Annotated in this window: 13 protein-coding genes and 1 pseudogene; 4 read left to right on the top strand and 10 right to left on the bottom strand. The window is 68.1% G+C overall.

What is annotated here, in order from left to right; translation table 11 throughout:
- Positions 1-61 precede the first annotated feature (61 nt).
- Genes K8V84_RS13835 through K8V84_RS13825 form a run of 3 tightly spaced genes read right to left on the bottom strand, consistent with a single transcriptional unit; the run spans position 62 to position 2,109 of the window.
- Entirely contained in the window at positions 62-967 is a 906-nt protein-coding gene (locus K8V84_RS13835; protein WP_304074751.1) for a ribokinase, read from the bottom strand.
- 8 nt (positions 968-975) lie between these two features.
- Positions 976-1,800, bottom strand: coding sequence for an exodeoxyribonuclease III (locus tag K8V84_RS13830; RefSeq protein WP_304074749.1), 825 nt, complete (start codon positions 1,798-1,800; stop codon positions 976-978).
- A gap of 9 nt (positions 1,801-1,809) precedes the next feature.
- Positions 1,810-2,109, bottom strand: a complete 300-nt coding sequence (locus K8V84_RS13825; RefSeq protein WP_304074747.1) for a zinc ribbon domain-containing protein — start codon at positions 2,107-2,109, stop codon at positions 1,810-1,812.
- 341 nt (positions 2,110-2,450) lie between these two features.
- On the opposite strand from K8V84_RS13825, the gene K8V84_RS13820 reads away from it, so the two are divergent.
- Positions 2,451-3,683 (top strand): winged helix-turn-helix domain-containing protein, encoded by a 1,233-nt coding sequence (locus tag K8V84_RS13820; RefSeq protein WP_304074745.1) that lies wholly within the window; start codon positions 2,451-2,453, stop codon positions 3,681-3,683.
- Positions 3,684-3,757: 74 nt separating this feature from the next.
- Here the strand turns inward: K8V84_RS13820 and K8V84_RS13815 are convergent, their stop codons facing one another.
- Together K8V84_RS13815 and K8V84_RS13810 are read right to left on the bottom strand one after the other, a co-directional pair.
- Positions 3,758-4,900 (bottom strand): acetyl-CoA C-acetyltransferase, encoded by a 1,143-nt coding sequence (locus K8V84_RS13815; protein ID WP_304074742.1) that lies wholly within the window; start codon positions 4,898-4,900, stop codon positions 3,758-3,760.
- Positions 4,901-5,005: 105 nt separating this feature from the next.
- Complete coding sequence (locus K8V84_RS13810) at positions 5,006-7,060, bottom strand: MDR family MFS transporter (RefSeq protein ID WP_304074740.1); 2,055 nt, start codon at positions 7,058-7,060, stop codon at positions 5,006-5,008.
- Positions 7,061-7,267: 207 nt separating this feature from the next.
- Between K8V84_RS13810 and K8V84_RS13805 the strand changes: the two genes are divergently transcribed.
- Together K8V84_RS13805 and K8V84_RS13800 are read left to right on the top strand one after the other, a co-directional pair.
- A complete protein-coding gene (locus tag K8V84_RS13805; RefSeq protein WP_304074738.1) occupies positions 7,268-8,410 on the top strand; it encodes an acyl-CoA dehydrogenase family protein in 1,143 nt (380 codons plus the stop codon).
- Between the two features lie 82 nt (positions 8,411-8,492).
- Positions 8,493-8,660 carry a hypothetical protein gene (locus K8V84_RS13800; protein ID WP_304074737.1) on the top strand — a complete coding sequence of 56 codons (168 nt, stop codon included), beginning with the start codon at positions 8,493-8,495 and terminating at the stop codon, positions 8,658-8,660.
- 132 nt (positions 8,661-8,792) lie between these two features.
- Here the strand turns inward: K8V84_RS13800 and K8V84_RS13795 are convergent, their stop codons facing one another.
- The 5 genes from K8V84_RS13795 to K8V84_RS13775 form a co-directional block, all read right to left on the bottom strand.
- Complete coding sequence (locus K8V84_RS13795; RefSeq protein WP_304074736.1) at positions 8,793-9,524, bottom strand: NPP1 family protein; 732 nt, start codon at positions 9,522-9,524, stop codon at positions 8,793-8,795.
- 395 nt (positions 9,525-9,919) lie between these two features.
- A complete protein-coding gene (locus K8V84_RS13790) occupies positions 9,920-12,223 on the bottom strand; it encodes a SpoIIE family protein phosphatase (protein ID WP_304074735.1) in 2,304 nt (767 codons plus the stop codon).
- A gap of 152 nt (positions 12,224-12,375) precedes the next feature.
- On the bottom strand, positions 12,376-13,074 hold the full coding sequence (locus tag K8V84_RS13785) for a metal-dependent transcriptional regulator (protein ID WP_304074733.1): 699 nt from the start codon (positions 13,072-13,074) through the stop codon (positions 12,376-12,378).
- A 381-nt stretch (positions 13,075-13,455) separates the two neighbouring features.
- Positions 13,456-14,109, bottom strand: coding sequence for a pyridoxamine 5'-phosphate oxidase (gene pdxH, locus K8V84_RS13780; protein ID WP_304074732.1), 654 nt, complete (start codon positions 14,107-14,109; stop codon positions 13,456-13,458).
- 84 nt (positions 14,110-14,193) lie between these two features.
- Positions 14,194-17,919 (bottom strand): ABC transporter substrate-binding protein, encoded by a 3,726-nt coding sequence (locus tag K8V84_RS13775; RefSeq protein WP_304074731.1) that lies wholly within the window; start codon positions 17,917-17,919, stop codon positions 14,194-14,196.
- A gap of 183 nt (positions 17,920-18,102) precedes the next feature.
- On the opposite strand from K8V84_RS13775, the pseudogene K8V84_RS13770 reads away from it, so the two are divergent.
- A pseudogene (locus K8V84_RS13770) lies at positions 18,103-18,241 on the top strand (phosphoserine transaminase); the annotation flags it as partial.

The raw sequence follows: 18,241 nt of genomic DNA, 5'->3' as shown, positions 1-18,241 counted from the left end.
GTGCCGTACCCGCCCGGACTCTCAAGGCGTGCGCCCGACAAAGCGACGCTCGCGCCCTCGGCTAACCCTTGAGCAGGGCCTCCACCTCACCGCGCGTGGCCATCGAGGAACTCGCTCCGTGCCGTCCCACGGAGATCGCGGCAGCGGCCGCGGCGAACTCCATCGCCTCGCGAGCGCAACGACCCTCGGCCCGGGCGACCGCGAAGGACCCGCAGAAGGTGTCACCGGCCGCGGTGGTGTCCACCGCCTTCACCTTCCGCGCCGGGACCGCCACCGGCTCCTCGCCGCGACGCCCGTACAACGACCCCGCCGAACCCAGGGTCAGCAACACCTCCGGAACACGCTCCAGCAGCGCGGCCAGCGCGTCGACCGGTTCGTCGTGCCCGGTGATCGCCGCCGCCTCGTGCTGGTTGGGGACCAGCACGTCCACGGCGGCCAGGAGCTCGTCGGGGAGCTCACGCGCGGGCGCGGGGGTCAGGTAGACCGGAACGCCCGCCTCACGGCCCATCCGCGCCCCGGCCACCACGGCCTCCATCGGCAACTCCAACTGGAGCAGCATCGCGTCGACGCCCTCCAGCGATGCGCGGTCGGACTCGAGCATCCCTGAGACCTCACCGTTGGCCCCGGGGACCACGATGATGCGGTTGCCTCCGTCCCCCTCCACCACGATGTGGGCGATGCCGGAGACGCCCGGCACGGTGCGCAGTCCGTTGACGTCGATCCCCTCCGCCTCCAGGTTGGCGCGCAACTCCAGCCCGAAGGTGTCCTCACCGACCGCGCCGAGGAAGGCCACCCGGGCGCCCGCCCGCGCGGCGGCCACGGCCTGGTTGGCGCCCTTGCCGCCGGGAACCTGACGGAAGTCGGTCCCGGTGACGGTCTCGCCACCGCCCGGCATCTCTCCCACGTAGGCGACCAGGTCCATGTTGACACTGCCGAAGACCGCCAGGCGGGGCACTTTGGAATTCACGTCGTTGCTCACTTCTTCTCTCGGTCGACCGGCCGGCTGTCGGCCCCGTCCAGCGCCACGATGACGGGCGCGTGGTCCGAGGCGCCCTTGCCCTTGCGTTCCTCGCGGTCGATGCTCGCACCGCTCACCCGGGCCTTGAGCGCCGGTGAGGCGAGCACGAAGTCGATGCGCATGCCCTTGCGCTTGGGGAACGCCAGCCCCTTGTAGTCCCAGTAGGTGTACACGCCCGGGCCCGGCGTGTACTCGCGCACGACCTCCTCGAACCCGGCCTCGACCAGCCCGGTGAAGGCGGCGCGCTCGGGTTCGGTGACGTGTGTGAGCCCCTCGAAGGCGGCCATGTCCCACACGTCGTCGTCCTGGGGGGCGATGTTGAAGTCGCCCACGTAGGCGATCTGCGCCCGGGGGTCCTCGGCCAGGCGGGCGGCGCCGGCCAGACGCAGGGCCTCCAACCAGCGCAGCTTGTAGTCGTAGTGGGGGTGGCCGATCTCGCGCCCGTTGGGCACGTACAGGCTCCACACCTGGACGCCGTCACAGGTGGCGGCGATGGCTCGGGCCTCGCGCTCCTCGGGGTCGCCGAAACCGGGCTGGCCGGGGAAGCCGATCCGGACGTCGTCGAGGCCCACCCGCGAGGCGATCGCGACCCCGTTCCACTGGGAGAGCCCGTGATGGGCGACCTCGTACCCGCGGTCGGTGAAGACCGACGCCGGGAACTGGTCGTCACGGGCCTTGGTCTCCTGGATGGCGACGACGTCGATGTCGCTGCGGTCCAACCAGTCGCCGATCCGCTCGGCCCTGGCTCGGGCACTGTTCACATTCCATGTCGCGATACGCACAGCAGAAGGCTAGTTGACTTCCTCCCCCACGGCTAAAGCCGGGGGATTCCGACCAGCGACAACACCGGTTGGTGCTCCTGCCCTCGCGGAGGCTGGCTCCTGCTTCACGGACCGCCCGACGGCGAGGTCTCCGCAGACCGTCATCGCGTGCCCCGCGGCGTGAAGGATTCCCTTGGCCGCGTTCACATCGGCGTGGTCGGTGTGTTCGCAGGCGGTGCACGCGAACTCGGCTCGGCTCTTGCGCGAGTGGGCGTCCACCACCTTGCACCGGTGACACGTCTGCGAGGTGTAGGCGGGGTTGACCGGCACGACGCGGGTGCCGGTCTTACGTGCGGCGTTGCGCAGCGCGAGTTCGAGTCGGTGCCACCCTTTGCCCAGGTCGGCCCGGTTCGGACCGGACTTTTTGGCGCACCCGCCTGCCTGGGGCCCGGGTACGCCTCTGACATGAGGAAACCCCGGTGCGGCCGTCCTCCGCACCGGGGTTGTGCGACTCCCGGCACATGCTCGGTTGTTTTCCGTCGCGTTTCGTTGGACGGCCGAGCCCCCCTTACGGTTCGCATTGCGCGCAAGGTTTTTTCGTCGATCGACCGAACGCCCTCCTGAACCGCGACGACCTCGGTTCGTCGGTACCGGAGGTTAGGTTGGGTCGCATGGTCGAACCGCACCCCCGTCGCGACGCCGAGTTCTCCCCGTCCCAGGCCCGCCGGATAGCCCTGGCCGCCCAGGGCTTCGCCGACCCACGCCCCAAGGGGGAGCCCACCCTCGCCCACCTGGCACGGGTGCTGCGCCGGATCGGGATCCTGCAGATCGACAGCGTGAACGTGCTCGCCCGCAGCCAGTACCTGCCGGTCTTCGCCCGCTTGGGCGCCTACGACCCCGCCCTGCTGGACCGCGCGACCACCACCGCCGTCGGGTCGAGCCCGGCCCGGCTGGTCGAGTGCTGGGCCCACGAGGCCAGCCTGGTGCCACCCGGAACCCACCGGCTCATGCGGCACCGGATGGAACGCAACCGTACCCGGGAACGCGTCGGTTGGTTGAACGGCATCCGCGAGGAGAAACCGCATCTGGTCAAGACGGTGTACGAGGAGGTGGCCCGGATCGGTCCGGCCACCGCCCGCGAGGTCGAGAGCTCACTGGCCCAGGACGCGCCCCGGGTCAAGGAGCACTGGGGCTGGAACTGGTCCGAGGTCAAGAAGTGCCTGGAGTACCTGTTCTGGATCGGCGACCTCACCACCAACGGCCGCAACGTCCAGTTCGAACGCCGCTACGACCTGCCCGAACGCGTACTGCCCTTCGAGGTCCACCGGCTCGCGCACCCCACCCCGGACGAGGCGCACCGGGAGCTGGTGGCCATCGCCGCCCGGGCCCACGGCATCGCCACCGAACCCGACCTGCGCGACTACTTCCGGCTCAAGGGCGACGAGACCCGCGCCGCCGTCGCCGACCTGGTGGAGGCCGGTGAACTGGTCCCGGTGTCCGTACGCGGTCGAGACCGCACCGCCTACCTGCACAAGGACGCCCGCGTCCCACGCAAGGTCGAGGCGCGGGCCCTGTTGAGCCCGTTCGACTCCCTGGTCTGGACCCGGGACCGCGCCGAGGAGCTGTTCGGGTTCCGCTACCGCCTGGAGATCTACGTGCCGGCCGCCAAGCGCGTACACGGCTACTACGTACTGCCGTTCCTGCTGGGCGAGGACCTGGTCGCCCGCGTCGACCTCAAGGCCGACCGCGCGTCGGGAACCCTCCTGGCCCGCCGGATCACCCTGGAGGAGAACGCCCCGGCCGACACCATGCCCGCGCTCTTGGACCAACTGTCGGAGATGGCCGGTTGGCTCGGCCTGGACAACGGCGTGGGGGGCGAGGCCCTGCGTTCCTCCGCTCGCTGACCGACCCTGCCCCGACGAGTGGAACGGTGAACGGGCCGCGCACCGTGAGTGCGCGGCCCGTTCCAGGACACGGGTCAGACGCGTTCGATGATGGTGACGTTGGCCTGGCCGCCGCCCTCGCACATGGTCTGCAGGCCGTAGCGGCCACCGGTGCGGTGCAGCTCGTTGACCAGCTTGGTCATCAGGACCGAACCGGTGGCGCCCAGCGGGTGGCCCAGGGCGATGGCGCCGCCGTTCGGGTTGACCTTGGCCGGGTCGGCGCCCAGCTCGTCGATCCACGACATCGGCACCGGCGCGAACGCCTCGTTGATCTCGGTGACGTCGATGTCGTCGATGCTCAGGCCGGCCTTCTCCAGGGCGATGCGGGTCGCGGGGATGGGCGCGGTGAGCATGTAGACCGGGTCGTCGCCGACCAGCGACAGCTGAACGATGCGGGCGAGCGGGGTCAGGTCGTGCTGCTTCACCGCGCGCTCGGAGGCGATGAGCAGGGCACCGGCACCGACGGAGATCTGGCTGGCGATCGCGGCGGTGAGCTCCCAGCCCTCGCGCAGCGGCTTGAGGCCGGCCATCTTCTCCATGGTGGTGTCGGGGCGCACGCCCTCGTCCTGGGTGACACCGGCGATCGGCGCGATCTGGGAGTCGAAGTGCCCCGCCTCCAGCGCGGCGGCGGCGCGTCGGTGGCTCTCCAGGGCGAACCGCTCCAACTGCTCGCGCTTGTAGCCCCACTTCTCGCACATGAGCTGGGCGCCGCGGAACTGGGAGATCTCCTGCATTCCGTAACGCTCGACCCAGCCCTCGCCGTACAGCGGGATGTCGTTGTCGATGGCGTACTGGACGTTGGAGCCCATCGGCACCATGCCCATGTTCTCCACACCGGTCGCCACGACGAGGTCCTGGGTACCGGACATGACGCCCTGGGCGGCGAAGTGGATGGACTGCTGGGAGGAGCCGCACTGGCGGTCGATGGTGACACCGGCGACGGTCTCGGGCAGCCCCGCGGAGAGCCACGCGGTGCGGGCCAGGTCCAGGGCCTGCGGACCGGCCTGGCTGACCACGCCCATGATGACGTCCTCGACCGCGGACGGGTCGACCCCGGTGCGCTCGACGAGTTCCTTGAGGACGTGCGCCCCCAGGTCCGCCGGGTGCACCGCGGCGAGCGCGCCCTTCTTGGTGCCGACGGGGGTACGAACTGCGCCGACGATGTATGCCTCGGCCACGGGGTCCTCCAAGGGGCTGGAATGTGACGTCCTATTCAACCGAACTGTATTCGGTTTCGTCTCCGTGACAAGCCTCCGCCCCCGACTTCCCGCTCTTGCCCCGGCTCATCCGCGCTCTTGGTCCGGGTCCTCTTCGGCGCCGCCCAGGCGGGCCGCGTCGCGCTGGTCGCCCAGGGTGTCCCCGGTGACCTTCTCCAGGACCTCGAACACGTCGGGGTGCTCGTCCGGGTCGAAGTCCGAGAGCAAGGAGCGCAGGGCGGTGCGCTGTGCCTCGTAGAGTTTGCGGACGGCGTCCTCACCACGCCAGTTCAGCTCCCACGGCTCACTGTCGGGGACCAGATAGCCGCTCTCCAGGAGTTCCTGGTGCACGTTCTCCCACCGGGCCACCGCCAGACCGGAGAACCGATGCAGCTGCTCCACCGAAAGCGGCCCCCTGACGCCCAGGTGACTGAGTGCCCAGCAGGCCTCGACGGACGCGTCCAGACCGGCGGCCTCCCGCAACCTGCCGTACATCGTCTCGGCACCCTCGGCCCCGGTGGCCTGGTAGATCTCGTGCTCGACCTGGGCGATCGTGGACCGGCTCGGCGTCGCCACCGGGGAGAAGGCCTCGTCCAGGTCCGGGGTGGTGATGGTGAGGCGCAGCGGGATCTGCTTCAGGAACACCGCCAGCACGAATCCGACGAGTGCCACGGGGACGGCCGTCAGGAAGACGACGTCGATGGCGTCGGCGTAGGACTCCAGGAAGCCCGCCTGTTCACCGGGCGAGAGCTGGTCCAGCGCCCTCGGGTCGGACTCCAGGTCCGCGGGCTCCACCCCGGGCGGCAGCCGGATCTCCTCCGCGCGCTCGGCCAGGTTCGAGGCGAGCTGTCCGGCGAAGACCGCGCCGAACACGGCCGTGCCGAACGAACCGCCGATCGACCGGAAGAAGGTGGCCGTCGACGTCGCCACGCCCAGGTCGTCGTAGGACACCGCGTTCTGCACCACCACGACCACCACCTGCATCACCAGGCCCAGCCCGACCCCCAGGACGAAGAAGTACAGGCTCATCTGCAGCAGCGAGCTGTCCGGTCCCATCCGCGACATCAGGAACAGTCCGGTCGCGGTGAGCGCCATCCCCGCGATCGGGTAGGGCTTGTACCTTCCGGTGTGGGTCACCAGACGGCCGCTCGTGACGGAGGTGATCAGCATGCCCACGACCATCGGCAGCAGATGCAGACCGGACGCCGTCGGAGACAGTCCGTGCACGATCTGGAGGAAGAGCGGCAGGAACGCCATCGACCCCATCATCGCGAAGCCCACGCAGAAGCCGATGGCCATGGCCACCACGGCGGTGGAGTCGCGGAACAGGCCCAGCGGTATGACCGGTTCGGCGGCCCGACGGGCGGTGAGCCACCAGCCCAGTCCAAGGATCACCGCGGCCGCCCCCAGGCCGATGATCTGCCAGGACAACCAGCCGTACATGCTCCCGCCCCAGGAGGCGATCAGGGTGAGGCACACGGCGGTGGTGGCGAGCAGGACGATGCCCGCGTAGTCGATGTTCTGTCGGCCGGTGGGCGAACGGCCGGGCAGGAAGTACAGGACCGTCACGAACGCCAGCAGCCCCAGTGGGAGGTTCACGTAGAACACCCACCGCCACGACAGGTGGTCCACGAACAGCCCGCCGAGAAGAGGGCCCGCGACGCTGGAGACGCCGAAGACCGCTCCGAAGAGCCCCTGGTACTTGCCGCGCTCACGCGGGGAGACCACGTCACCGATGATGGCCGAGGCCAACACCATGATCCCGCCGCCACCGATCCCCTGAAAGCCGCGGGCGAGGATCAGCTGGAGCATGTTCTGGGCGATCCCGCACAGCATCGAGCCCACGAGGAACACGGCGATGCAGGTCAGGAACAGCTTCTTGCGGCCGAACTGGTCACCGAGTTTGCCCCACAGCGGGGTGCTGGCGGTGACGGCCAGGAGGTAGGCGGTGATCACCCAGGACAGGTGGTTGAGCCCGCCCAGGTCGGAGACGATCGTCGGCAGCGCCGTGGACACGATCGTCTGGTCCAGCGCGGACAACAGGACCGTGAGCATCAGGGCGGTCATGATCAACGCGATCCGCGCGCCCTGGTGTTCTCGCCGATCCTGCGCCCCATGGTCGGCGGCGCTGCCACGGGCCATCGAATCGCCTCCCAGGTCGTGTCGGAGGACGCTCACCGTCCGGCGCCCCCGCTGCGGCCACATTAGGAACCCCTTTCCCGCTCACCTCGGGGGAACCGCCCGGGAGAACGGGAACTTTGCACCCACTTGCCCCCCGACCTTCATAACCGAACGCGATTCGGTTACCGTGTGGGAACACAGTGATCCCCGACACCCTCGGAGCAGCGCATGAAGCGGGAACTCTTCGACGCCGACCAGGAACTCTTCCGCGAATCGGTCGCCGAGTTCCTCAGGCGAGAGGTCGTACCCCGCCACGACCGGTGGGAGGAGGACGGCGTCGTCCCCCGCGAGGTGTGGGTCGAGGCGGGCCGGGTCGGGCTGCTCGGCCATGGCGTGCCCGAGGAGTACGGGGGCACGGGCATCCATGACTACCGCTACAACCAGATCGTCAACGAGGAGATCTGCCGCGCCCACGCGACCGGGCTCGGCATCACCCTCCAGAACGACGTCATGGCCCCCTACATGGTGGGCCTGACCAACGACGAGCAGAAGAAGCGCTGGCTACCGGGCTTCGCCTCAGGCGAGCTGATCACCGCCATCGCCATGACCGAACCCGGGACCGGCAGCGACCTCCAGGGGATCAAGACCTCCGCGGTGCGCGACGGCGACGAGTTCGTGATCAACGGCGCCAAGACCTTCATCACCAACGGCATCAACGCCGACCTGGTGGTCGTGGTCGCCCAGACCGATCCCGAGGCGGGCGCGCAGGGCTTCTCCCTGATCTGCGTCGAACGCGGCACGCCCGGTTTCGACCGCGGCCGCAACCTCGACAAGATCGGTATGAAGGCGCAGGACACCGCCGAGCTGTTCTTCGACGACGCGCGCGTGCCCACCGGCAACCTCATCGGCACCGAGGGCCAGGGCTTCATCCACCTGATGCAGAACCTGCCGCAGGAGCGGTTGTCCATCGCCACCTGCGCGGTGGCCTCGGCCGACTTCATTCTCCAGCACACCATCGAGTACTGCCGTGACCGCACCGCGTTCGGTCGGCCGATCGGGCGCTTCCAGAACACCCGTTTCGTCCTGGCCGAGTTGGCGACCGAGGTGGACCTGGGCCGCACCTACGTGGACAGGGCGGTCCAGCTGCTCAACCGGGGTGAGCTCACCGTCGAGGACGCCGCGAAGGCCAAGTGGTGGACCACCGAGATGTGCAACCGGGTCATGGACCGTTGCCTCCAGCTTCACGGCGGGTACGGGTACATGATGGAATACCCCGTGGCACGGGCCTGGCAGGACTCGCGTGTCCAGACGATCTTCGGTGGCACCACCGAGATCATGAAGGAGATCGTGGGCCGGGGCCTGGGCCTCTAGGGCGTGTTCCGTGGATGCGCCGCGCAGCAGGGTATGTATTCGCGGAACATGCCCTGAACCCCCGTCCGGAAGGATCCCGGTCATGAGCGGAGCGTGGGACGGCCTCATCGTCATGGGGCTGTTGGTCCTCCTGTTGGTCCTCGGAGTCCGCAAGCTCCGCCCGAAGGTCCACATCCCTTGGAAGACCAGCGCCATCGTCCTGGTCTTCATCTTCGTCTGCATGCTGCTGTGGGCCTGGTCCTGGCGCTGACCGACGTCGAACGCACCAAGGGCCCGCCTCCTCCCGAGGCGGGCCCTTCGGCGTCCGGGGAATCGGCGAGGCACGAACGAACGATCCCATAGGCGGGTGGGGACCGGCCGCCCGAGCCTCGGCCTCGATGGTTCAGGCGTACGGGTCGAAGTCGATCCCGTCGGGAACGGCCTTGGCGAGCGAGTCACCGAACCGCTCGTCCTTGAGGTCGAGCTGCGCGGAGCCGTAGTCGGCCCTCACGAAGATGTCCCGGATCCCTTCGGGGTAACCGTCCCAGCCCACCAGGTCGGGGTACTGCCACACCCCGTAGTGGTTCTCGGGCGGGTCGTCATGGTCGGCGGCGAACCGGAAGGCGTGGGTGGAGGCGCCGTCCTTGTGGTAGACGATCTTGGGGTGGGTGCCCTCCCACAGGAGGTCCTCCGCCGGTCGGGTGTCGTAGTCTCCGTGCGCCGAGGCCGACACGTGGCGCGCCTCGTCGTCGAGGACCCACACCACGACGTGTTCCAGGTCGTGCCGGTGCCCACAGCATCCGGGCAGGACCTGGTCCTTTTCGAAGTAGAGGGCGTACATGTAAGCGCACCAACCACTGTCATCGCACTTGGCGCGAGAATAAGAATTGGTGTTGTCCAGATCGGACTGGTCTCGACAGTTTCCGTTCAGCGCACCCGAGGTGTTCAACCCTTCGGCGACACTGCCATCGGGCCCGATCGCGGGCGTCGAATAACAACCGTCCGTGTCGTAGTCGAAGGCGGGCTGCCATTTCGCTTCGGCCTCGGAGGAATTCGCGGGCAGGGCGGCCGGGGGTTCGGCGAACGCCGGAGCCGCGAGGGCGACCACGATCGCGAAGGCCCCGAGGAGGGACACACCGCCCCTCTTGGCGAGCACCCAGGGTCGCCGAAGAGAACCGGCGAGCCCATCGGGACTTTGTCCCCCAAAATCACCAGTGGAACTCAGGACCAGTTTTCCCGCCCCGGACGACAATGCACACACCACCATTTCCGCAGCGGGATGTCCGTTTACCACTGGATAAAGTAACCATCCGACTACAGCAAGGCAAGGTGTGCTGACGGCCTTTTTTCAGTGACCCGGAACAGGTTTAACGGGGCACGTTACCCCACCTGGGAAAAGAGGGTGAATCGTCGAATCGGCGCGTTCCGATCCATTTGCTTCACGGCCGTGCTCACCGGCCGGAGCGACGGGGAGGGCCGGAGCCGCGGTGGACGGTCGGAGGCCCTACCCGTCACACCGCCGGCGCCGTCTCAGACGTCCTCGTCGACCTTCTCCGCCTCGTCGACCTCCACGGCCTCGACCTCTTCGGGGGCGTGCATCGGCATCTCGAACCACACGGCCTTGCCGTCCGGGGTGGGACGCGAACCCCACCGGCTGGCGAGCTGCTCCACCAGGTACAGGCCACGTCCGCCCTCGTCGTCGGCGGCGGCGCTGCGGATCCGGGGCAGGCGCAGATCGTGGTCGAAGACCTCCACCCACACGGCGTTGGCGCCACGGCGCAACCGGAGCAGGAACTCCTTCTCACCGGAGTCGTCGGTGGACTCGTCCTCCTCGGCGGCGGCCTCCAGCAGGTCGCTCCAGTCCTCGTCGAACTCGTCGGTCACCCCACCGCCGTCCATCGGGGTCTCCGAGTCCAGCACCCCGCCGCCGGTGAACTCACGGTGCACGGGGCGAGGGGTGGCGTGGATGACCACGTTGGTGACGATCTCCGAGACGAGAAGACAGGCCAGTTCGGCCTGGTCCCGATCCACGCCCCACTCCTTGAAGGTGTCCGCGGCCAGGTGTCGGGCCTCGCCCACCGTGGAGGCCTCGGACGGGAACCAGCCCTCGCGCAGCGCCAGCTCCTCGGAGTGCGTGCGCACGACCAGCAGCGCGGTGTCGTCGTCCAGCTCGCCCGGCACGCTGTACACGGCCGCCTCCGCGATCTGTTCGACGTCCTTGTCCGCGACCTCGGCCACGCGTTCGGTCAGCTGGGCCAGGGCGCGCTCCGGGTCGGCCTTGCCGCCCAGGGGTTTGCGGTCCACCAGGCCGTCCGTGTACATCACCAGGGTCGCGCCGGTGGGCAGGCGCAGGTCGGCCTGGTGGTAGACGATGTCCTCCCCCGACCCGCCCTTGGCGCGAACGCCGAGCATGCGGTCGGTGACCTCCAGGTCCAGGGTCTCCACGGTCTCGGAGGTGATGAGGAGGGGCGACGCGTGCCCGGCGTTGGCGTAGGACAGCTCCCGGGACCAGGCGTCGTAGACCATGTACAGGCAGCTGACGCTGGGGATCCAGACCCCGCCCTTGTCGTCGGGGGTGCCCAGCTGGCGCACCCACTCGTCCAGCTCGCGCAGGATGTCGGCGGGTTCGCGGTCGGCCTGGGCGAAGGCGCGCAGGGCGGCGCGCAGCTGGCCCATGACGGCGGCGGCGTGCGGGCCCCGGCCCTCCACGTCACCGATGACCAGTCCCACCCGTCCGGCGGACAGTGGGATCGCGTCGTAGAAGTCGCCGCCCACCTGGGTTCGCACCCCGTGGCCGTGCGCCTCCAGCGGCCCGGCCGGCAGGTACTGCTTGGCGACCGTCAGCCCGTCCAGGGGCGGGAAGTCGCCGGGCAGCAGGCTGTTCTGGAAGGCCAGTGCCGTGGAGCGTTCCTGCTCGAACAGGCGGGCGTTGTCGATGGCCAGGGCGACCCGGGAGGCGATGGCGCCGACCAGGTCGCGGTCGAAGCCGCCGTAACTGCTCTTCTGCCGCGGGGAGAGGCCCGACAGGGCCAGGGTGAGCACGCCCAGCACCTCGCCGCGGGCACGGAGCGGCGCGGCGATCGCGGAGGTGACGCCGACCTGGCGGGAGACCCGGTCGGAGCGGTCGTTGGGCGAGTTCTCGTACAGGTAGTCGCTGCTGACCACGGTTTCGAGTCGGCGCAGCGCCTGGGTGACGAAGTGGCGTTCGGGGTAGCGGACCTCGTCCCCGACGTCGAACCAGGTGTGGGGCGGGGGTGTCCAGCCCTCGGCGTGCACGGAGACCTGCCGGACCAGCCGTTCGTGGTCGTAGAGGTCGATGAAGCAGTGGTCGGCGAACTGGGGGACCAGGATCCCGGCCACGCCCTTGACGGTGGAGTCGAACTCCAGGGAGCCCGCCAGACGGCTGCCGATCCGTTCGAGCAACCCGTACTGTTCCTCGACCCGACCACTGCGCAGCGCCTCGCGGGCGATGAGGGCTATGCCGTCGATCTCCCCGGAGTCGTCGCGCATGGGCACGGCCTGCGCTCGCACGTGGATCCAGGTGGAGTCGCCCTTGAGCACCGCGAAGGTCCCCTCCCACGGCTCGCCGCGCAGGACGCGGCGAGCCAGTTGGGAGGCGTGTTCGCGGTCGGACTCGTGGATGCCGATGTCCAGCAGGGACAGGCCGACGTGGTCACGACCGCCCATGAACCCGAACAGCTCGCGAGCGTAGGGGTTCCAGTACCGAAGGAGGCTGAACCGGTCGATGACGACGATGGCGATCTCGGCCTGATCCACGACCTCTGCCGTGGCGAGCGCGTCGCTCTCCCGGAAGGGCTCACCCCACCGTGTCATCTAGCCGCCACCTCGCCGTCATGAGCTGCATACATGCCCGCTCCGGGTACCCCGAACGACCGCACCTTGGGGCGAGCGTAGCAACACCGTCAACGTTCCCGCAGCGCAATGAGACAATCCCGATGAGCAACCAATCAACGTGTACGGACGTTTCACGGCTTGGCGACGAAGATGTGCCCGGCGACATCCGCGGGGAGGTCCCTGTGACCGTCCTCGCCGATGATCCGCACTCCGCCGTCCGAAGCCCGAAGGACCACTTCCTGTCCGGGTTGTACCCCGGATTCGCGCAAGGTGAGCATGATGTCGGCGTCCGGCTGGAGCTGTTCACTGATGCGACGCACGGTGACGGTGGTGTCCGTGTTCGAGGCCGCGTCCACCATCGGCACGATGGAGTCGTCGGTGAACGGTTCGGGTGCGTACCCCTCCAGGCCCAGCTCGTCGAGGCCGGGGATCGGGTTGCCGTGCGGGCACACCGAGGGGGCGTTGAGCAGCGTCACCAGACGCTTCTCCACGGCCTCGGAAATGACGTGCTCCCAACGGCAGGCCTCGATGTGGACGTCCTCCCACGGCAGCCCGATGACGTCGACGAGCAGGCGCTCGGCGAGTCGGTGCTTGCGCATGACGTGGGTGGCCAGCCTGCGCCCCTCGGCGGTCATCACCAGGTGGCGGTCGTTCTCGACCCGCAGCAGTCCGTCGCGCTCCATGCGGGCGACCGTCTGGCTCACCGTTGGTCCGCTCTGGTGCAGGCGCTCGGCGATACGCGCTCGAAGCGGGACGATGCCCTCTTCCTCGAGCTCGAAGACCGTACGGAGATACATCTCCGTGGTGTCGATCAGCCCGTGTGCGGTCAAGACTCCCCTCCCAAGGCTCTGTGCCCGTCGCGCGGTCACGACAAGCACGGCAGGTCTCTCTCAACACAGGCCGGGACCACGTGATTCCCTGGGGCCGAGTGGAACCGGGACGTCCGAGGTACCGCTGGAGCGACCACCGATGGTTCAAGCATATCCTGGCGCGCCGAGCCCGAATTTCCCCTTCGTCTCACGATGCGGACACAAACGACCCGTGAGACTCATGGGAAACAAGGGACCGAGGTCACAGGTGTGCAGGACATTCGGTTGAAAAGTGAACTACCCAAGTCCTCTACCCCCACCCCGGATCGTGACTCGACAACACCCGAACCCATGTACGAAGCGACCAACATCACCCCGTAGCGGCCCGGCCATCCGGTTCCGCTAGGGCGCGAGGCGGTCGATCGCCCACTCCCCGTCCGCACCGAGCAGGTAGCGGAACCGGTCGTGCATGCGGTCCGGACCACCCTGCCAGAATTCCACCTCCTGTGGGACCAATCGATACCCGCCCCAGTAATCGGGCCGCGGGATGGTCTCGTCCTCGCCCCACACCGTGTCGAACTCGTGGAACAGGTGGTCCAGCTCCTCTCGATCGGCGACCGGCCGCGACTGCCGTTCGCTCGCCCAGGCGCCCAACTGCGAGCCGCGCGGTCGGGACGCGAAGTAGCGGTCGTTCTCCTCGTCGTCGAGACGTTCCACCACACCCGCGAACAGCACCTGTCGGCGGATCGCGTGCCAGGGGAACACCACCGACGCCCGGGGGTCGGCGGCCAGGGCCCGACCCTTACGGGAGGTGTAGTTGGTGAAGAAGCGCAGGCCGGAGCCGTCATAGCCCTTCATCAGCACCGTGCGCGACCGGGGAAGGCCCGACGGTTCCACCGATGAGAGCACCATGGCGTTGGGTTCGGCCAGACCCGACTCGTAGGCCTCGTCGAACCACAGGTGGAACTGGGCCATCGGCAGTTCCGCCAGCTCCGATCGACGCAAGGGCTCACCCATGTACGGTTTCCGCAGTTCGGCGGGGTTCTGGTGGTCCACATCCGGCATGATCTCGCGTCGCGCCCCGGCGGTGCCGGCCGGCCCCCGCCTCCCGCGTGTCCACGGGCGCTCGCCCGCCGCCCGTCATGGATCCTCGTCCGTCTCCACTTCTACCTTCAGGCACTCCTCGCCCGGCTCATCATTCTCATCATTCTCAACGCTGTCCGCGCTGCTCAGACCGCAACGTTGGAGGACGTGCTGACGTTGCACATCGCCGGTCTCGTCGGTCTCATCGGAGTCGACGGACAGACGCGGACCAACCAGCGCCAGTTGCACCATGCGGTCGCCCAACCAGTTGCCGTTGTTGTCGGTGTCGGTGTCGAAGGCGATGTACCCGGAGACCCCGGTGAACCCTCCTGTCTTGACCTGGGCGTATAGCTCGTCCCGCTTCTCCTCGTAGTCCTCGTCGGTGTGCAGGAAGGGCACCGGGTCGAGGCCGAACCGCCGAAGCAGCCCATCGTTCGCCGTTTGCTCCTTGGCCGGCCCGATCTCGGGCAGCGCTTCGGTGATAGCCAGGAGGGCGTCGTTGCCAATGGCCGCGTGGGCGATGGAGGGCAGCCGGTTCGCGAGCGGCATACCCGAGTCATCCGTCTCCTCGTCGACGTCGCCTTTCTTCTCGTCCTTCATATAGAGGTCGATCAGGAGATCGTCCATGTCCTCGTAGAAACCCTGGTCGCTACTGCCGGAGCCGTCCCCGTTGACGCCCCAGGGGCCACTGGGCGCCAACGGCGTGTAGAAGACCGGGTGGTGCTCGGAATTGTTTTCGATGAGCTCCTCGGAGTCGGAGAGGAACTTGGAGATGTCGTCACCACCGAGAATGGTCACTTCACCCTCGTTGCACTTCTTTTTCGGAGAGATCCTGAGCGCCTTGTAGAAATCGGAGAAGTCCTGCGATCGACCGGCGTAGTAGATCAGATCGGGTGGGTTCTCGCAGATTCGCTTCAGTTGAGCGTTGAGGGTCTTTCTGTTCTGGTAGAGCAACACCCCTTGGCCGGCGTACTCGTCGGAATCGAGGTCGTCCGTGCCGTGCCAGGCATCTCCTCCCTCCTCTTCCTCATTGCCCTGGACGAAGGCCTCCATGAACTCCTGCGCCAGGTGCCGACCGTACTGTTCGTGCTCTTTGCCCCTGGTATTGGTCTCGGCATCGGCGAGCGCCACAGCCGTCGTGCTCGGGGGCAGGTCAAACTTCTCCCCCTCGTGACCGGTCCAAGAGACACCCGCTAAGGCCCATTTGGCGGCCTGCGCCGCGATACGACTGTTGGACGGCGCCACCGGAAAGAAGAAGCGACTGTGTTCTCCGGCCCCGGGCCGGGCAACGTCGTCGAAGGTGGCGGTGGTCCCCACCATCGTCAGGGACGCCTTGCCGATCTCTCCGATCGCCAGGCTGTTGTTGACCACACTGTGCCCGAAGCCGATGGCGGCGACCGGTCGGTCCATGGCGAGGCTCTCGTCCTCCGCCATGTCGACGATCTCCTTGGCCGTCTCCTCGGAGTACGTCCAGTCCTCCCCCACGTTGCCGAGGAGGATTTTGATGTTGGGCTCTTCCTCTCCCGAATTCTTGTTGTATAGATCCTGCCTGTAGGCGAGACCCAGTAGTTCGCCCTGGACCCCGGCCAATCTGGAGACCTCGTTCTTGGCCAAAGGGGAGTCCTTGGAGTCCTTGGAGTCCTTGGAATCCGCGGCGCTCAGTTCCCCGACATAGGCGATCGTGACGTAGGGCTTCCCCCAGTCGTCCACCACTTTGTTCTGTTCCTCGATCAGCTTGGTGACCTCCCGCAGCCGTTCGTCGAATACGAAGTCGCCGAAGGTCACCCCATAGCATTCCTTCCGATCCTTACCCTTGACCCTGGTAATGCCCTGGGGCACCCAGGCGCCCTCGTCGATGCACGGGTGGAGCGCCTGTGCCTGCTCCGGGATCAGGACCAGACCGGCCAGTACGAGGAAGCCGGTCACCGCGACCGCGCCTGTGCTCACCGCAGCGGCCTTGACGGGTCGGGTCATCACCCACGTGGGTTCGGTCCGCCAGCTCCTCTCCCGCCACTCCCGGGGCAGCTCGGCGACGTGCAGGGTAAGGGTGCGTCGGGCGCCGAGCACGCCGGACAGGTGGCGTTCACGGTGCCAGCCACGGATCTCCTTGAGGACCGTGTCGGTCCCGTCGAACTCCGGCAGGTTCTTGTACCTGGCGACGGCGATCTCGCCACCGATCAGCGGCTTCTCCCCGTCGCGATCTCGGATCTGCACCAGCAGCAGGGGGTCGGGCAGGGCGCGCCGCAGCCGTTCGTCCTCGATCAGTCGGATGAGGTAGCGGCCCACGCGGCCCAGGCCCTGCTGGTCGTAGACGAGGACGGGGCGGGAGGAACGGGCCCGCCCGCGACTTCGGTTCGCGCCGTAGACCTGGTGGAGGTCGTCGAGCAACGCGTTCACCGCGATGCGATGGGTGCCGGGTGGGTGGGCCCCCTTCCGCTGGTCGGCGCCGCCGATCCGCCCCTTGTTGCGGTGGGGATGGTGGAGCTCGTTGAGCAGGTGCACACCACGTGCGCGGTGCCTGCCGACCCTTCCCTGGCCATCGGGCGCGGGTTCCTGTGCTTGCCGAGATTCATCCTCGACCAGGTCCATGACGTACCGGTGGTGGTTGAGCCACCGGTAGGGGCGCCACGGCAGGAAGAAGAAGAAAACGGTGAGCAGGTAGACGACCGCCAGGAACACGCCGGTCAGCAGGGACACGATCTCGCCGAGCTGTTGGGCGGCCAGACCCACGAAGGCGAAGGGAGTGGCGGTTACGACGAGGGAGACGATGAAGGCCAGCGGGGTCAGGATCTTCTCGTCCGCCAGCCCGAAGGTGGCCTTGCCCGAGATCCGGGTGACCCAACGTGAGGTGACGGCGGCGACCCGCGCGAGTCTGCGCCAGTGGACGAGCGTGGTGGCGCTGAAGATCTCGCCACGCGAGGGTGGCTCTTCCTTACTCGAACCGTGTCCGGCCTGTTCGACGCGGTCCAGGAGGTCTGCCCGATACTGGCTCGCGTGGTTCAGGCGGGCCTCGCGCAACCCGTTGATGACCGCGGTCTGCCCCTGGCTGGTGTTCTCCAGACGGCCGTGTTCGGGGGTCTTCTCGGATCGGTCGCCGCTCGCTCTGCTCCTGATCTCGATGAGGTCGCAGCGGCGCAGCCACAGCAGGGAGTTCAGACGCGGCAGACGTGGCGGAGGTGGAGGTCTGCGGCCCCTCTTCGGTTTCGGTGGGGAGTCCTTCCAGGCGAACCCGTCGTCCACCAGGTGTTCGATGTAGTCGTAGAGCTCGTCGGTGGTGACGTCGGTGTCGGAGTCGCGCGCTTCGTAGCGCCCCCGGGGCAGGCCGCGCGGCACGGTGTCGGCCAGTTCGGGGCGGGCCTGGGGGCCCAGGAGACGCGTTCCTTGATCCTTGAACCATTCACGCGGATCGTGGGCGGGGTCGGCCATTCGCGCCTTCCCCGGCTTACCGGTCTCCTCCGGCTTCTCGGTGGACCGAGGTGGGAGAAGCCAGACGGGATCTACGGCGCACTGTTGGACGAGCATGCGCCGGACCTCGGCGTGGTCGGTGGCGTCGTCCAGCACCAGATCGAGTACGGGCGGGGGTTCGGCCAGATCGCCGCGTTGGATCTTGCCCTTGCCGGCGGGGCGCCGGTGGGCGACACGGGCCTCCATGCGGCGCAGCCGCCGATGCAGGCTCCATCGCGGACGTGAACGTAGCGCGTCGAAGACCCGAAGGAACAGGGGCGCGTCACCGGCCCCCTGGGGCGTTCCGTCCGATCGGTCGCCGTCTTCTCGATCCACCACGAGGCGCCCTCCTTCCACCGCTCGTATCGCTCATCACCCCTGGGAAGCGGCCCATTAGACAACAAGGTGAACTGTTTTTCACCGGGTGAAGCGAAATCTTCACTGTCCAATACCGGACAGCGGAACGAATCATGTGAAGGGCTCCGTCGCCGTTCACGTGATTTCACGCGACCAATCGCCGCCCTGACCGGCGGCGTCACCGGGTCCACCACTACGCTGTGCGGTGTGACCGAGATTCAGATTCCCGCGAACCTGCTGCCCGCCGACGGCCGTTTCGGGAGCGGCCCGTCCAAAGTCCGAGCCGCGCAACTCGACGCCCTCG

The organism is Nocardiopsis listeri (assembly GCF_020741345.1).
GTDB lineage: Bacteria > Actinomycetota > Actinomycetes > Streptosporangiales > Streptosporangiaceae > Nocardiopsis > Nocardiopsis listeri_A.
The sequence above is the reverse complement of the archived record's forward strand: the minus strand, read 5'-3'. Positions and strand labels throughout refer to the sequence as shown.

What these genes read in the sequence shown, in the direction of transcription:
- K8V84_RS13820 (WP_304074745.1), top strand. Translation starts at nt 2,451, where the DNA reads ATGGTCGAACCGCACCCCCGTCGCGACGCCGAGTTCTCCCCGTCCCAG.
- K8V84_RS13810 (WP_304074740.1), bottom strand. Translation starts at nt 7,060, where the DNA reads ATGGCCCGTGGCAGCGCCGCCGACCATGGGGCGCAGGATCGGCGAGAA.
- K8V84_RS13805 (WP_304074738.1), top strand. Translation starts at nt 7,268, where the DNA reads ATGAAGCGGGAACTCTTCGACGCCGACCAGGAACTCTTCCGCGAATCG.
- K8V84_RS13800 (WP_304074737.1), top strand. Translation starts at nt 8,493, where the DNA reads ATGAGCGGAGCGTGGGACGGCCTCATCGTCATGGGGCTGTTGGTCCTC.
- K8V84_RS13790 (WP_304074735.1), bottom strand. Translation starts at nt 12,223, where the DNA reads ATGACACGGTGGGGTGAGCCCTTCCGGGAGAGCGACGCGCTCGCCACG.